Origin of the sequence: Ruminococcus sp. AF37-20 (assembly GCF_003460465.1) — a bacterium.
GTDB lineage: Bacteria > Bacillota > Clostridia > Oscillospirales > Ruminococcaceae > Hominimerdicola > Hominimerdicola aceti.
On record NZ_QTVE01000006.1, the window covers coordinates 62717 to 78272 of the forward strand.

Here is a 15556-nt window from a genome sequence, read left to right on the forward strand (position 1 = left end):
GCATTATGCCGCACTATAGTCAACAGACAGCACAATTTGTTCACAAAAAAGAGCAACAAAAAAGAGCCGCAAAAGCCGGCTCTTTTTGTGATTATTTTATCAAAGTCTTATCAAACTGTTTTTTTGCCGTTAGGGAATATCTTATCCTCACAGATACCTGCCATTTTCTCTATAGCAGGCTGTATATCCAGCCACAGACCACAGCCATCGTCCTGACCGCTTGTTTTCCATGCAAACACGCCGTTCCAGCCATTGTTATAAGCGTCCTCATAAGCTGAGGTGATGTCGAAATCGCTGTCGCTTGCAACTGCCGGACACTCGCCTATAACGCAAGGCTTTGTACCGTCAAGGCCAAAGTCTGTTGGAGATTCGCTGAAAGGATATCCCCACATTCCCTGCATCCAGGTGTACCAATGAGTTGAATAGAAGTCAACATAGGCAAGGCTCTTGTCATACTTATCACCGCTCAAAACGTTCTGAAGCTCGCTGTCGGATATTTTGTTGCCCTGCTGGCTGTCGGAGTTATACTTTATCATACCCAGACCCACGGTTACGAGAACGTCTGAATTTGCATGGATAGCTGCGGCTGCCTTTGCATAATACTGCTCCAGATAGAGCCAATCAAGCTTGCCGCACTCTTCATTTTCAACTATCCAGTCAGGCTCGTTACAAAGGTCCACAGACCAGAAATAGTCGCTCTTGCCATATCTTTGAACGAGAGGAACTATATAGTTATCTACAAACATATCTGTCTTGTCGCTGTCCTGAATGAGCGTTCTCCAAGCCTGATAATTCTGATTCTGATCCTTGAAGTTATCAAAGGACTGAACTGTTGCCATTATATAGATCTGATACTGCTCTGCAAGATAGAACAGATTGTCAAGATCCTCCCAATGAGCTGTTGTTGCACCGTCAAATGTACCGTCTGCTGAGATAGCCATACCAACGTCGCCGTTGCAGATTATCCATATTCTTGCGGCATTTACGCCTGAATTGTGAAGCTTCTGGAAATGATCCTGCCAGAACTCAAAATTGAAGCCTCCGCCAAAGTCGTTCCACTTATCCCATGGAGCGTTCACTCCATTGAACCAAAGCTCCTTGTCGCCCACCATGAATTTTGTTCCGTCGATCTTGACTTTCGCTGAGCCGTCGGTCGTTGTTGCATAATCCTTTTCAGGCATTGCAGTTTCCGAAACAACGGCAGAGCTGTTGTTTGATTTGCTTTCAGCCTTTGAGCTTGAGGAATTATCTCCGCAGCCCACGGTCGAAACAAGCATCAGCACTGCAAGTGATGATGCAAGCCACTGTTTAACTTTCATAAAATATACCTTCCTTTCTTTGGACTAAAGTTTTGAACACATTTGATTATAGCACAATACCGCTCCATTTTCAATAGCAAGATCTGATTTTTTTGCAGATAATATCCTCTAAAATTTTAACATTGTATAATTATATTAGCTCTAATAAATCGGCACTTTTTCATATAGTGATTAAAAATATGAACATTTGAGATTTATACACAAAAAGAAGGTATGTTATTTGTTTAATAAGCGTATTCTAATTTGAACAGAGATGTGGTATAATAAAAGATACTGATGAGGTTAATATTTTATATATGAAAGGACGGGAAAGAATGAAATCAGTATCAAAAAGATACCTGAGCTTTATTTTATCTCTTTTAATGGCAATGACTATATTTGTTGGTCTTGACCTTGGGGATATAAATGCGCAAGCATTGTCGGGAGATACTCTCAAAAACGCTGACACGGAAGCCATACTTGAGGATATGGGTCTGGGCTGGAATTTGGGCAACTCTCTTGACGCAACAGGCGGTTCAGGTCTTGACACGGAAACATCGTGGAGCAATCCTAAAACAACTCAGGCTCTTATAGACAAGGTAAAGTCTTTAGGCTTCAACACAGTGAGAGTGCCTGTTTCTTGGGGCAAGCACGTATCGGGTGACAACTACACTATCGACTCAGCATGGCTTGCAAGAGTAAAGGAAGTAGTTGACTACTGCTACAAAAACGATATGTATGTTATTTTGAATATTCATCATGACACAAAGTCTTCTGCAAGCGCTTCGGGAGCAGGATATTATCCAAGGTCTTCTGCATATTCAAGCTCTGAGAAATTTGTTACCAGCGTATGGTCACAGGCGGCAGAATATTTCAAGGATTATGACTATCATCTTATATTTGAAACCCTTAACGAGCCTCGGCTTATTGGCACAGGCTATGAGTGGTGGTTCAACAAGTGGAACATTCCGTCAGAGGTAAAGGACGCTATCGACTGCATTAACAAGCTCAATCAGAAGGCTGTTGACACCATAAGAAACACAGGCTCAAACAACAAGGGCAGACTTATCATGTGTCCTGGTTACGACGCTTCCATAGACGGGGCAACTGTTTCAGGCTTCAAGCTTCCTACAGATATCTCAGGCAACAAAAACCGCATCGCTGTATCAGTTCACGCTTACAGCCCTTACAACTTTGCAATGAATGTTGGTCCAGGCTCGACCTCTGCATATACATCTTCAATAAAGAGTGAGCTTCAGGACCTTTTCAACACGCTGAAAAGCAATTTCCGTGACAGGGGTATACCTGTTGTTATAGGTGAGTTCGGCTCAACAGACAAGAACAACACTGCAGAGCGTGTAAAGTGGGCGACAGACTACACTGCGCTTGCAAAGAAGAATAACATTCCATGCGTACTGTGGGACAACAATGCTTTTGCAAGATACAACGGAAGCAGCATTGTTCTCAACAGTGAATATCACGGCTACATAAACAGAAAAGACAATACTGTTACAAGTCCTGCAAAGGACGTTATCGAGGCTCTTATGAAGCCTTATGGCAACAAAGCAAATCTTAACTGCTCTTCAAGCGTTACGATAATTGCGGGACAGAGCAAGAACATTGGCGCAAGCTCATCGACAAGCGGTGCTGTTCTCACATACAAAAGCACGACTCCGTCAATATGCACTGTTGACAAGAACGGAAACGTGACCGCTCTCAAGACAGGCACAGGATATGTTACTGTTACGGCTTCTGCAAATGGTTATGACAGCGTTTCAAAGGACGTTAAGATAGTTGTTTCAAAGAAGAGCCTTAACAACGGACTTCTTACGCTTTCAGAAACAAGCTTTGTTTATGACGGCACATACAAAAAGCCTGCGGCTACAGTTACGCTTGACGGCAAGGTGCTTCAGGCAGGCAAGGATTACACTATCTCATACAGAAACAATCTGAACGTTGGCGTTGCAACTGTTATTGCGACAGGCATGGGCGACTACACAGGCTACACATCAAAGAACTTCACTATCACAAAGCGTGCAATGGCAGGCGGAACTGTTTCAGTGGCTTCAAGCGTTTCATTCACAGGAAGCAATATTACTCCGTCAGTTACAGTAAAGGTAGCAGGCAGGACGCTCACAAGCGGCACTGACTACACTGTTTCATACTCAAACAACAAGAACGTCGGCACGGCTAGCGTTTATGTATACGGCAAGGGCAACTATTCAGGCTCTCTGAGCGCTAAATTCGACATTGTTCCTGCAAAACAGCAGATACAGAAGCTTGAAACCAGATACAAGGGCTTCTATATTGATTGGGCGCAGAAAGGCTCTGCAACGGGATATGACGTTGAGTATTCTGTAAACTCAAACATGAGCGGTGCAGTTTCAAAGCATTTGACAGCAAACAAGCCTGACACGCTGACAATAAGCGGTCTGACAGGGGACAAGACATATTATGTTCGTGTTCGTTCTTACACAAACACAAACGGCAAGGTATACTACGGCGCATGGTCTGATGTAAAGAGCATAAAGACGGCTAACAACGACATCACAAGGGCTACTGTTTCGGGCATTTCCACAAAGGCGTTCACAGGAAAGGCTATCACGCAGAACGTAACTGTAAAGGTCGGAAACACTGTTCTTAAAAACGGCACTGACTACACAGTTTCATACTCCAACAACAAAAAAGTTGGCAAGGCTACTGTAAAGATAACAGGCAAGGGCAAGTATGGCGGAGTTATAACAAAGACTTTCACCATTAACCCTGCAAAGCAGGAGATACAGAAGCTTACGGCTAAGTCAAAAGCATTCTTTGTGGATTGGGCGCAGAAAGGCTCTGCTACCGGATATGAGATTCAGTACGCTACAAACTCAAAGTTCACAAGTGCAAAGAAAGTGACTATAACAAACAACAAGACAGACAAGACCACAATTTCAAAGCTTTCTGCCAACAAGAAATACTATGTTCGTGTTCGCTCTTACACAACTGTAGGCGGCACAAAGTATTACGGCGCTTGGTCGGCTGTTAAGAATGTGACTACTAAGAAATAAGGCTATATTGGCATAATGAAAATACCGACGGCTCGGGTTGAGCGGTCGGTATTTTTTTCGATATTTTTCAGTTTGTGTGGAAGCTAGGCGGGCAAACGCTGTTCGCCTCTGCATGGGGTCGGGGTTTTATCCGTTGGTGCTTGCCACAAAGAAGTATGTTATGTAGGACAGGACGATAAATGCAGAAGAAAGATAGCTCAGGGTGCTGACTATGGCTTTGCATGGGGCTTTTTCAGAGCGGTTGCAAAGTTCTGTGAAAAGTCCGATATTTATAAGTCCTATAAGCATACACGGTATTATGTATCTGAAATTCATTGTGCAGATAAAAGGATATTTGATGCAGAAGTTATAATAGTTGCCTAAGATAGTGGCATAGACCACTGTGAGCATGAGTTTTTCGGCAAATCTTGCGTTATCGGTCTTTACAAAAAGCACTATAAGCATTGCGATGAACGCTATGACCGCAAGAACCAAGGCTATCCAGAAAAGTGCATATGGCACGAGCATTGCGTTTTTGGGGAAGAAAGTTTCGTTTATGCCCTCGCCAAAAATGGAGTTTTTAAGCATTGCTATGGTAGGGTTATACTCTTTATAGCTTTCGCCGCCCCACTGCTCAAAGACTATTTTGATCTGTGAGAAGCTGAAGTCTGTAAGGCGGTGTTTGGCGGTGAGGTCGCCTATATACTGGCTGTCGGCAGTTGAAAGGCTTGGGATATAGTTTGGTTTTACGCCAAAGCGCAGGTAGTTTCTCACGCTCCACCAAAGTCCAAGAGGACAGCATATTACACCGAAAAGGCACATTTGACCTAGGCGGTTTGCCATATTCTTACGATTTTGCACAAGCGCCATAAAGAAAAGTATGGCTACGGCAGGGGCGATAAGCCCTACGGATATTTTTGTCATCATGCCAAGTCCGATACAGAGAGCGGCTTTGACGATATTCTTTGCGGTCTGTTCTCTATACCATTTCAGCACGCAATATATTGCTCCCACTGTAAAGCACAGCATGAGAGGGTCGTTATTTATTCCACCTGACATAAGGACAAGGTATGGATACATACAGCACATACCGAACGGTATGGTCAGGGCTTTGCCTTTAAGGTCAAAGAGCCGTAATATCTTATAGACTGTTATTGTAACGGCGCAGACATAGAAGAGGGTCAGAGCTTGTATAGCCTCGCACGCCATATAATACTCTATGCCTATGGAGGTGCAGAATTTCAGCCACACCGCACAGATTATATGGTGGAGAGGCGGGTGATAATACTGCCAAAGGGTGGTAGGGTCGAAATTCGGCAGGGCGTTGTTATTATAGATATACTCTATATAGCCTGCATGACCGCCCTCGCCGCCGAAATACCACACGTCATTCTGTCTTGTGTAAATATCAGACATGAAAACATAGGAATAGCGCAGGACAAAGCCTGCTCCTGCCAAGGCAAGGCAGGTGACACGGTCGTGGAACTTTTTATCGTTATTGAGCAGGACAACATATATAACAAGCACGACGCAAAGTCCTGCAAAGCAGATAAAAGCCGCTTTATATTGGGCATTTACGAAATAATTCACTGCCGCAAGGGTCAAAAGGGTCTTGCCTGCAAAGGTCAAAACTGAGCCTGCGGTATGCTTTCCGCTGTCATCGAGCTGTTTCAAAAACCGTCTGAGGCAGAAAAACTCTATTATCATGAAAACGCCATACACAATGACGCCGTTTAAAAACTTATAGCTATAGCTTCCAAAGCCTGTGAGTGCAAGGCATATGAACGCTGCAACTATATAAGGGTGACGGCTGAAGGTGCGGAAGATCGCCTCAAGCCGTCTGTCGCTTATGGCTCTTCTGTTCATGTCTTTCCGCAGGGACAGAAGAAGTCCGCCTTTCTTTTTATCCATATTAGTTTCCGGATTTTTCTTCGTGATATTCTTTTTCTGTATTCACGTTCCAAATATCTTTTCTGCTCTTTTTGCCTGTTTTTATGGCTTCGGCTGTTTCCATAGCAGTGAGCATTGAATGGTCCATATTATTATATCTATGCTGACCGTTTCTGCCCACGCAATAGAGGTTCGGGAAAGTATCGAGGAATTTTATCATTGTATCAAAGTGCTTATAGGTATCAAAATAAGCAGGATATGCTTTCTTGACCTTTTCTCTATGGGAGTCAAGGACTTCGCTTTCGGAGATAACTCCCATTTTAACAAGCTCTGCGGTGGCGAACTTCACGCAGTCCTCCTCGGACATATTCCAGAAATCGTCCCCCTCGGCGCAGAAATACTCAAGGCCTATCCAAACTGTATCCTCAGGCTTTTCCACCATATATGGCGACCAGTTGTTGAATATCTGTATTCTGCCCAGTTTCACGCCCTTATCCTGAACATATATCCAGCAGTCAGGGACGATATTGCCGAGAGTTGTTTTATTTGTTTCATTTTTAAGGTTGAGCTTATTAACAAGAAGTCCAACTGTGACGAAATCACGGTACGGCAGACCCTTGGCTATCTTTATGACGGTATCGCAAGGCTTTGTGCCGTCCATGCCGAGGATAAGGTCTTTGACAGGCATTGAGGAGATAAAGATATCACCTGTGAAGGTCTTTTCGCCCTCGCTTGTATCGCATATGACGGAGGTGACTTTTCTGCCCTCGCACATTATTTTCTTTACCTGACAGCCTGTGAGTATTTTTCCCCCAAGCTCTTTTACTTTCTCGGCGGCGGTTTCCCAAAGCTGACCTGGGCCGTATTTTGGATACCAGAACTGTTCGATAAGGGAGGTTTCCACCTCGCCCGTATTCTTTGTACCGAACACCTTTTTGAACATATCTTTCAAAAGGGCTGTGATAGAAAGGCCTTTTACACGCTGTGAGCCCCAATCTGCGGATATCTCGCTTGGGTGTCTGCCCCAAAGCTTTTCAGTATAGCCCTCGAAGAACATAGAATAGAGGACTTTTCCGAAACGGTTTATGTAGAAATTCTCAAGGTTTGTTTCAGGCTTTTTGAACACGCACGCCCAAAGGTAGCTAAAGCCTGCTTTCATGGTGGTGACAAAGCCCATGTTCTTTATAGTTTCAGGCTTCATGGAGATAGGGTAGTCGAAGAAGTGCTTATTGTAATAAATTCTCGACACTCTGTCACGGACGAGCATTACATTATCCTCGGTTTCAGGGTCGGGGCCGTTTTCGGCAAGCGGCTTTTCGTGGCCTAGCTTTTTATCGTCATAGGCAGGCTTGCCCTGCAAAGGCATAAGGTCTGCCCACCAATCCATGACCTGCTGATTTTTTGAGAAAAATCTGTGTCCGCCTATATCCATGCGGTTGCCGTTATATCTCACTGTCTGTGATATTCCGCCCATTGCCTGCGAGCCTTCAAGTATAGTCACGTCATAGTCACCGCCGTTTTTAAGAAGCTCTATTGCCGCAGTCAGACCCGCTGGGCCTGCGCCTATAATAATTACCTTTTCCATGTGTTATCCTCTCCTGTTCAGTCTTTATTTTTATCAAATATAATAAATTTTCTGCCTGCAAAGTTCCATATGAAAACTATCACTGTGGAAACGAGTTTGCCCACAAGATAATATTTATCCTGCGGGAGAAGCGTGCCGAATATAAGCTTTGAAGCAAGGATATCCTTGAAAAACCATATTATTGCGGCGTTTATGCCAAGTCCCACAACGCCCACGGCGGCAAATGCCGCAAACTCTGCAAGGCGGTTTTTTATCTTTGAATTTTTGAATATCCAAAACGTACTCAGGGAATAATTCACCAAAAGTCCTGCCACGAAAGAAATAGTCGCAGCGAGGACGGGGTCGAAGCGGCAAAGCTCCACAAGTGCGGTCATAATGCCGTAATCCACCACAAAGGCAAAGCCGCCCACAAAGACGTATCTGAAAAACTGTATGAATGTATTATCGGTATCACCCGAAAAGAGCTGTTTTATCTTCATTTTTTATGTTCCGTTCTGAAAAGTTTCTTGTGGGCAACACTGCAAAAAGTGAGCCTACTATATATAAGTACGTTTTAAAAAGGCAAAATGTCGCTATTTTTCACAAAATTCTATCTTTCGCACAAATATATGACACTGTTTTTGTACATGGTGCTTAAACACAAAGTTCACAAAGCATTAATTAATATTATACAACTTTTTCTTCATTTTGTCAAGTAAACTTGTGCAAAAACAAAAAAGGACGCTTTTATCCGTCATCTGAGGGTGTATGAAAATTTTTGCCGATCGGTCAATGACAAAAAGAGGGCGACCAAAGGTCGCCCATACAAGTTTTTCCAGAACCATTACAGATCATATTCTGTTATGAGGTTTTTGTCTTTTATCTTCATACATATATTTATCGGCTATGTGCATTACATCGTCAAACCAGAAGTTTTCCACCGAAGCTACTGCTGCACCCACGCTTACTGAGAGGACATAGGATCTGCCGCTTCGCCTGTTCAGCTCTGCCATTTTATCCTTTATCTCTTCCTTGACCTGATCGGCAAGGTCTGTATCAACTATAGCAAAAAGGGCAAGCTCATCTCCGCCAAATCTGCCGCAGACTTTATTCTCAATGCTCACGCTGTCGATAGCGTTTGCGGCGGCTCTTATTGCATAGTCGCCTGCCTCGTGGCCGAAATTATCGTTTATGTATTTAAGTCCGTCAACGTCCACTGAGACTACAAGTGCAAGCTGGTCGTTTCTTCGTGGGAGAGTTTCAAGGGCATTATAAAAGCCTGTGCGGTTATAAAGCCCTGTTAGCATATCATGACGGTACATTTCTTCGATATGCTTTGTCATATACTTCTGATAGGTGACGCTTCGGAAGCTGCCCAAGGCGGTATTCAGGGAATTTACATAGAGTGGTATTTTAAAATACTCGTTGAGCTGCACAGGAAAATAGAAGCAGGCATAGCCAAGTGGTATGCCGATATGGGCAAGTGCTGAAAATATGAGGGGGACTTTATAGTCCATTATATTCTCAATATCGGGAATGATGTTGGTGCGGTCAAAAGGCTGTGGGATATCTCTATCTTCCACGGCACGGCTCCGCAAAAGTATCATTTTATCGCTAAAAAGCGGTTCTCTATTGCTTACACGAGGGTCTTTACGTTCGTCAAAGAAATCACCATTCACCACAACAGCCATATCGCCAAAAGCATACTCTTTCAGCAGGGCGGCAAGAGTCTTAGGAGTCTCACAATTCATGATATTCACTGCAAGCTCATAGAGGACACGCTCCTCGTCCTGATAGCGGTTCATTCTGTCTCGGAGTATTCTGATATGCTCCCCGGTATTTATCTGCTCCACTGAGGGTTCACAGCCGCAGGAATTTTCAACGGACAGATCATAGTCAACTGTATATACCTTTTCGGGCTTTTCACCAGCCAGAGCTTTACTTATAGTATTGATGATGGTTTTAGCGGTATCATCATAGCTACAGCCGCTTGTTGTAAGCATAGGTGTACAGTACCTAGCCTCTTCAAGTCCGTCAAAGCCTGTTATGATAATATCTTCAGGTATTTTATAGCCACGTCTTTGAAACTCAGCCGCTGCGGCTATAGCCATCATATCGTTTGCACAGACGATCGCTCTTGGGACTTTATTTCCCTCTATCATATCGTCCACTGCTTTCAAAGTAGGTGCTGACCAATAGTCACCGTAATAAAAGACATCGTTTCTGAATGGGATATCATACTCCTCGAGTATCTTTCTGAAAACTGCTATACGCTCTTCTGAATTCTCTTCGTCTTTTCTGCCTGCGATAAAGCCTATATCTCTTACACCATGCTGTTCTATCACATGGCGAACCACTTGCTCAAAGCCTTTTGCATAGTCGAATTTGATGCTTATGCAATCGTCATGCTCTACACCGACTGATATGACAGGCTTACCATATTCGGCGGCGTCCATTCTGATTTTTGTCATTACATCTTCAGCATACACGCCCTCTTCAAAGGTCACGACGGCATCTGTTATATTATAATCAATAAGGTCAAACACAGACTGCTCGCCTTTTTCAGACAGAGTCTTCCAATAAAGGTCTGAGCAGGTGTGATATACAAAGAGTCTGTAATCGTTTTCAACAGCAAAATTATTAAGAGCCCGTATGATTCTATAGTTACGCTCATCATAGACTTTACACATACAGACAGCAATTATTTTGATGTTACCGATCATACAGCACAGCTCCTTTCCTATAAATTCAAATACAGTGTTATTATAACATGATTTAATGAATAAATCAAGAGAAATTTGGACAATTTTTAAGAAATTAAGACATAGTTTCGCACACTTGATTAAATAATTAAAGAAAAGGAGCAGGCTGTTAATCCAGTCTGCTCACATCGTTCCATGACCTTACACGCTGATAAGACATTTTATGCTGTTGGAGATACTCGTCGGTATTTTCGGGAGGGCTGGCGATATCCTGTGGTTTATCGCTTGTAAAGATATCCTCATAATCGTTAGTTATGACCTTATCGCCCTCTTGGTTATCCAGCAATTTTTGCAGGTTTTCGGTCATTTTATCACGAGTAAGTCCCTCGAAGTCTATACGCTCTTTTCTGCCGTCGAAGGGAAAGTTGGGGAGTTTACGCATGAAATTAAGGTCAGACACAGTTTTTGCGGTGATGACAGCAGCTACTACAAGGTAGGCGAGCATAACGAAAGTATCGCCTGACACGCTGTCGAAAAGGGCGAATTTCAGACCCATATATAATATCATCACGGCAGGGGAGGCGGCTATCAATTTAGTTGTATCCGCCATGAGCAAAGAACCGCAGGCGGCAAACGCCACATAGTTAAAAAAGGCATTTGAGCTTGCATCAAAAAATGCGAACATCGCACTTTCAGCCGCAAAATAATTCGCCCATCCTATCATTCCGTATATTATAACCGCAGGAATAAGCAACGCAAAGGTAAAAGCTGCAAATCGCCGCTGCCTTTTTATAAGCCTGCGGAAATGCCTGCGAAGAGTTTCGTCAGGCAGTGTTTTATAGTCGGCTCTCAGATCAAACATTTCCATGTTATGTCACCTCCTGAATTTATTATAGCATGGGGGGAGGGGATTGTCAAATGGTTTATGGGGGTGTTAGCACAAACCATGTAGGGGAGCGGCGCAATTTCTGCTTTGCAGAAATACGACGTCCCGATATTTCTTGCCCGTTAAATTATTGGAGAATTTCACAATAATGTCACCCCCCCGAATAATTCAACATCAAAGATACAAAAAATACAGCAGTATTCCTCCGAGTGGGCCGCCGAGGGCGTCGTCCCCTACAATCCTGAATTTACAGCAAACTCCAAGCACAGGCGAACAATGTTCACCCCTACATCTCATTCGGGCAAGTTCCTGCCGCCGCAAAATCGCTCCGCTCTTTGCGGATTTTACTCTGTGCTGGAGGATAGTAAAGCGGTGCAGAGTTCACCACTCCGACTCAACCTTTATATAAAAATAAAATTAGAAATTCTTCTTTCACCACTCTGCACCGCTTGGTAGGCTTGCGCCTATTGAGGCTCTGCCTCAAACTCCGACAGGGCTTTGCCCTGTACCCACAATGGGTTTCACCCCTTGACCCTGACCAGGGACGTGTCCCTGGACCTTTTGCTCGCTTCGCTCGGTGCTTTATTTTTACTTTATGCTTGTAATTTACTTTGGTCTGCTATGCTCATTCCTCATTCCTCATTCCTCACTCCTCATTTAACTCCGCTCCTCATTTAGCCTCGCCCCTGATTTATTCAAATGTAATCGTTTTATGCCTATTGCATTAATTTGCTTTTTGTTGTATAATATATCTGTTAATATATACAGCCATTTGGCAAAATCAAGATATGAAAGGACCTTATTATTATGAAGAAATTCCTTGCGGCGGCTCTTGCTCTTTGCATGACAAGCGCTGCTCTCACAAGCTGCGGTGATTCAAACAGCTCTTCTGCTGCTGACTCAAACTCCGCTGCGGCAAACTCTCAGGCTTCCGATTCAAGTGCGGCTGATACCGAAAGTGTTTCAGACAAGCTTCTTGCTGAATACCCTGCATCTACGGAAAAGATAGATGTTAAAAATGGTGCTACTGAGAACATGATCGCCAGAAGCGTTATCAACGAGGGCGACACTTCCCGTCTTGCGGCTAAGCTCGACTACGCTCTGCAAAATCCTAAGGAGACAACAAAGATCTGCTTCATCGGCGACTCTATCACGGCAGGTTCGGGTGCTAACTCCTCAACTAATCAGTATGTAAACCAGTTCAAGAGCTGGTGGGAGGAAAACATAAGCTTCTATGTTGATGTTACTAATGCCGGTATCGGTGCAACTGACTCATACATAGGTGTTCACAGGGCACAGCGTGACGCTTTGGAGGCTAAGCCTGACATTATCGTTATCGAGTTTATCAATGACGCTGATGATGAATTTTATGAGTCCTGTATGGACAGCCTTGTAAGAATGTGTCTTGAGCAGGACAACAATCCTGCAGTTATGATACTTGAGCCTTCAACTGAGGGGGGCACATCTCCACAGGCTGCACATCTCAAGGTAGCACAGGCTTACAACATTCCTATGATTTCTTATCATGACGCTGTTATGCCTGAGATAGAGGCCGGCAACTTCACATGGGCTGACATTTCACCTGACAACGTTCACCCTAATGATGACGGACACGTTATAATGGCTTCACTGCTCACAAAATTCGTTGGCAACATAAAGGACAATATTGACAGCGTTGACAAGGAAGCAAAGGCATTTGACACAAGCACTGTTGCACCGACGGGCGATGTATTCGCTGACGCTACTATCGGAAGCCGTCAGACAGAGGACATTGTAAAGACAACTGACGAGGGAACATTCACAGATGTTACAACGTTCCAGAAGTTCACAGACGGTTGGGGAACGACAACAGGCGGCACTATCAAGTTTGAGATAACTGCAAAGAACATTGGTATGATATACTACATGACAGTTGACGGCAAGTCCGGCGTGGCTGCTGTAAAGGTCGATGGCGAGGACGTTGCAACGATAAACGCTGACTTCACAAGCGGCTGGGGCAACTATGCTAAGGCACAGCAGATATACTCATCTGACGAGGTAGCTACTCACACTGTTGAGGTAACTATCGTTGATGACGCAAAGCCTAACTTCCAGATACTTAATTGGCTTATTTCATAAGGATCTATAATAATATTTTGGCGGATACGAGGGTACGTATCCGCCGATTTTTTGTTTTCATTTATGTTATATGAATTAAATAGGACATAAAATATTTAGTGAAAACTAAGCAGCTAGCTTAACAAAAACGAAAATAGATATGATATAATAAATATGCTGAAAGAAACAAACACAGCGATAACTTAATGATCCCCTTAATAAGACTTCTCCCGACAGGTTTTCCGACTGTCGGGAGTTTTTTTGCATATTAGTTTTCTTTTTGTTCTGTGATAATATCCGAAAGCTTATTTATCAGATCTTCAGGCACGTTGTAGTAACACTTATTTATCTTTACGTTATACGCATCTGCCGTCGTTTGTCTGACAATTATGCTATATTCTTTACCGTCTGATACTTTCCACTGAGCAGTACCAGCTGAAATCATTCCATTTTTTGCTGTATTTTCATCGACCGCATAGCTTAAACTTTCGTTGAGGAGCTGGCGAAATTCTGTTATAGCCGTTTCATCTGTTATATCCCAGTTTTTCCCCTTTGCATATGGGTCGCCATACTCGGCGGACACACCAAAGCCATTTATATTGCTGAAATCAAGTTCTATGATACTATCATTATCCACCGAAGCTTCACTTTGTTCAGTGCTTTCACCGAGCACAACAGAGCTGTTTGCAGGCGTTGAGGCGGCACTGCTTTCTGTGGTATTTCCGCAGGCTGTCATTACAGCTATTCCTGACAAGGTGAAAATAAATAATATTTTATATTTCGTTTTGTTCATAATATCGCCTCCTGTAATAATTATACTTGAATTGGATAATCATTTCAATTGACGAAACAGACAATTTTTAGGAATGTGCTTTGTGCAAATGACATATTATATCATGTGCTATATTACTAAACCCGACAGGTTTTCCGACTGTCGGGAGTTTTTTTCTATAATTTATTACGCATAGTGTCCCGTAATAATAATTTAGCTTAAAATTAACATTTAATTTACAAAATGTAATCGTTATCCTAAGCAGCCAGCTTAACAAATCATGAAAACAATGTGATATAATTGTTGTAAAGTAACAAGTAACAAATAACAAATATATGACACATAAGGAGGAACATTATGAAATATAACTCTTTTCTAGAAAAGATAGACAGCGCCCTGAGTATGACAAGTGCAGAAACGTGGGCTCGTGATAGTTTGCAAACCGCCAAAGATGACTTTTGGTCTACAATTCTCTTTGGTGTTATATTTCTGGTCGTGGTTTCAGGAATATGTTTTGGAATATTATGTTTAAGATTTTTGGTTTTTGGAGGTTAAAATTATGAGTTTCTTAGACGATCTTGATGATAGAATCAATAAAGCTTCAAATGCTCTCGATTCTGCTTATAATACTGCAAACAATACATTAAATACGACAAGTAAGGCATTGAATTGGAACAAAAATAACAAAAGTTTTAAAGATAGTCTAGAATATAAAATGATTGTCAAAAAGACAAATCGACTGCAAAAAGCAGCAAGCGTTTTAAAGATCATCTTTTTATTGCTGTGCATAGCAATAATCATTGCCACTATAGTCATGTGTGTAAAAGGAAATGATATTATACTAAGATTAGTAGGACTTGTGTAGGGAGTGAAAGATATGTCACTTTGTAATATAAACAATTCATCAGGAACTATATGCGCATTCTGCAAGAACTGGAATGACCGACAGGATACTCATATAAAGCACAAAACTTTCAACTTTTGGGAATATGATAATCAGGCAAAAGAATACTGTTCTGTAAGAAAAGTCAAAACTATAGCTTTTGATAGATGCCGCTATTTTAAGCCAAAACTTTATTAATAGTTGAAATAAATTTGAAAGGTGGTGTTTTCTATGCCAGGTGTACAGTGCCCATATTGTCACACTTTTGTCAATATTAGCCCAGGCAGCAATAAGTTCTGCCCTAACTGTCAATCTTTTATTCAAATTGACAAACAAGGCAATATAACAAAAACAAGACCAGGTCAAAAAGCAAAAAAAGATTATGGTGCTTAAAAAGCGACCACCCCGAACAAGCTTGTTCGGGGTGGCTTTTTT

Annotated in this window: 13 protein-coding genes; 6 read left to right on the top strand and 7 right to left on the bottom strand. The window is 42.6% G+C overall.

Features of this window, described 5'->3' with window-relative positions:
- Positions 1-110 precede the first annotated feature (110 nt).
- Positions 111-1319, bottom strand: coding sequence for a cellulase (glycosyl hydrolase family 5) (locus DW015_RS05630; RefSeq protein ID WP_181979852.1), 1209 nt, complete (start codon positions 1317-1319; stop codon positions 111-113).
- Positions 1320-1633: 314 nt separating this feature from the next.
- Here DW015_RS05630 and DW015_RS05635 point away from each other — a divergent pair, with 314 nt between their 5' ends.
- Positions 1634-4348 carry a cellulase family glycosylhydrolase gene (locus DW015_RS05635; RefSeq protein ID WP_242993222.1) on the top strand — a complete coding sequence of 905 codons (2715 nt, stop codon included), beginning with the start codon at positions 1634-1636 and terminating at the stop codon, positions 4346-4348.
- A 126-nt stretch (positions 4349-4474) separates the two neighbouring features.
- Here the strand turns inward: DW015_RS05635 and DW015_RS05640 are convergent, their stop codons facing one another.
- The 5 genes from DW015_RS05640 to DW015_RS05660 all read right to left on the bottom strand — a co-directional run bounded on the left by DW015_RS05640 (position 4475) and on the right by DW015_RS05660 (position 11351).
- Positions 4475-6238 carry a glycosyltransferase family 39 protein gene (locus DW015_RS05640; protein WP_117904774.1) on the bottom strand — a complete coding sequence of 588 codons (1764 nt, stop codon included), beginning with the start codon at positions 6236-6238 and terminating at the stop codon, positions 4475-4477.
- A 1-nt stretch (position 6239) separates the two neighbouring features.
- Positions 6240-7802 (bottom strand): NAD(P)/FAD-dependent oxidoreductase, encoded by a 1563-nt coding sequence (locus DW015_RS05645; RefSeq protein ID WP_117904776.1) that lies wholly within the window; start codon positions 7800-7802, stop codon positions 6240-6242.
- Positions 7803-7819: 17 nt separating this feature from the next.
- Positions 7820-8281, bottom strand: a complete 462-nt coding sequence (locus tag DW015_RS05650; protein ID WP_117904778.1) for a GtrA family protein — start codon at positions 8279-8281, stop codon at positions 7820-7822.
- Between the two features lie 351 nt (positions 8282-8632).
- Positions 8633-10504 (bottom strand): GGDEF domain-containing protein, encoded by a 1872-nt coding sequence (locus DW015_RS05655; RefSeq protein ID WP_117904780.1) that lies wholly within the window; start codon positions 10502-10504, stop codon positions 8633-8635.
- A gap of 148 nt (positions 10505-10652) precedes the next feature.
- Complete coding sequence (locus DW015_RS05660) at positions 10653-11351, bottom strand: hypothetical protein (RefSeq protein WP_117904782.1); 699 nt, start codon at positions 11349-11351, stop codon at positions 10653-10655.
- A gap of 825 nt (positions 11352-12176) precedes the next feature.
- On the opposite strand from DW015_RS05660, the gene DW015_RS05665 reads away from it, so the two are divergent.
- On the top strand, positions 12177-13487 hold the full coding sequence (locus DW015_RS05665; protein ID WP_117904784.1) for an SGNH/GDSL hydrolase family protein: 1311 nt from the start codon (positions 12177-12179) through the stop codon (positions 13485-13487).
- A gap of 247 nt (positions 13488-13734) precedes the next feature.
- On the opposite strand, the gene DW015_RS05670 is transcribed toward DW015_RS05665, so the two are convergent.
- Entirely contained in the window at positions 13735-14259 is a 525-nt protein-coding gene (locus DW015_RS05670) for a hypothetical protein (RefSeq protein WP_117904786.1), read from the bottom strand.
- Between the two features lie 336 nt (positions 14260-14595).
- Here DW015_RS05670 and DW015_RS05675 point away from each other — a divergent pair, with 336 nt between their 5' ends.
- Genes DW015_RS05675 through DW015_RS13405 form a run of 4 tightly spaced genes read left to right on the top strand, consistent with a single transcriptional unit; the run spans position 14596 to position 15514 of the window.
- Positions 14596-14793: a hypothetical protein gene (locus tag DW015_RS05675; protein ID WP_117904788.1), complete on the top strand. Its 198-nt coding sequence runs from the start codon at positions 14596-14598 to the stop codon at positions 14791-14793.
- Between the two features lie 4 nt (positions 14794-14797).
- The gene (locus tag DW015_RS05680; RefSeq protein ID WP_117904790.1) at positions 14798-15103 is read left to right on the top strand and encodes a hypothetical protein; all 306 of its coding nucleotides are present in this window, start codon (positions 14798-14800) and stop codon (positions 15101-15103) included.
- A 12-nt stretch (positions 15104-15115) separates the two neighbouring features.
- Positions 15116-15319: a hypothetical protein gene (locus DW015_RS05685; RefSeq protein WP_117904792.1), complete on the top strand. Its 204-nt coding sequence runs from the start codon at positions 15116-15118 to the stop codon at positions 15317-15319.
- 33 nt (positions 15320-15352) lie between these two features.
- Positions 15353-15514 carry a hypothetical protein gene (locus tag DW015_RS13405; RefSeq protein WP_181979853.1) on the top strand — a complete coding sequence of 54 codons (162 nt, stop codon included), beginning with the start codon at positions 15353-15355 and terminating at the stop codon, positions 15512-15514.
- The last annotated feature ends 42 nt before the right edge of the window (positions 15515-15556 follow it).

Excerpts from the sequence above, each read along its gene's own strand:
- DW015_RS05665 (WP_117904784.1), top strand. The coding sequence starts at position 12,177 with ATGAAGAAATTCCTTGCGGCGGCTCTTGCTCTTTGCATGACAAGCGCT.
- DW015_RS05645 (WP_117904776.1), bottom strand. The coding sequence starts at position 7,802 with ATGGAAAAGGTAATTATTATAGGCGCAGGCCCAGCGGGTCTGACTGCG.
- DW015_RS05650 (WP_117904778.1), bottom strand. The coding sequence starts at position 8,281 with ATGAAGATAAAACAGCTCTTTTCGGGTGATACCGATAATACATTCATA.
- DW015_RS05635 (WP_242993222.1), top strand. The coding sequence starts at position 1,634 with ATGAAATCAGTATCAAAAAGATACCTGAGCTTTATTTTATCTCTTTTA.
- DW015_RS05680 (WP_117904790.1), top strand. The coding sequence starts at position 14,798 with ATGAGTTTCTTAGACGATCTTGATGATAGAATCAATAAAGCTTCAAAT.
- DW015_RS13405 (WP_181979853.1), top strand. The coding sequence starts at position 15,353 with ATGCCAGGTGTACAGTGCCCATATTGTCACACTTTTGTCAATATTAGC.
- DW015_RS05660 (WP_117904782.1), bottom strand. The coding sequence starts at position 11,351 with ATGGAAATGTTTGATCTGAGAGCCGACTATAAAACACTGCCTGACGAA.
- DW015_RS05685 (WP_117904792.1), top strand. The coding sequence starts at position 15,116 with ATGTCACTTTGTAATATAAACAATTCATCAGGAACTATATGCGCATTC.
- DW015_RS05630 (WP_181979852.1), bottom strand. The coding sequence starts at position 1,319 with ATGAAAGTTAAACAGTGGCTTGCATCATCACTTGCAGTGCTGATGCTT.
- DW015_RS05670 (WP_117904786.1), bottom strand. The coding sequence starts at position 14,259 with ATGAACAAAACGAAATATAAAATATTATTTATTTTCACCTTGTCAGGA.
- DW015_RS05655 (WP_117904780.1), bottom strand. The coding sequence starts at position 10,504 with ATGATCGGTAACATCAAAATAATTGCTGTCTGTATGTGTAAAGTCTAT.
- DW015_RS05675 (WP_117904788.1), top strand. The coding sequence starts at position 14,596 with ATGAAATATAACTCTTTTCTAGAAAAGATAGACAGCGCCCTGAGTATG.
- DW015_RS05640 (WP_117904774.1), bottom strand. The coding sequence starts at position 6,238 with ATGGATAAAAAGAAAGGCGGACTTCTTCTGTCCCTGCGGAAAGACATG.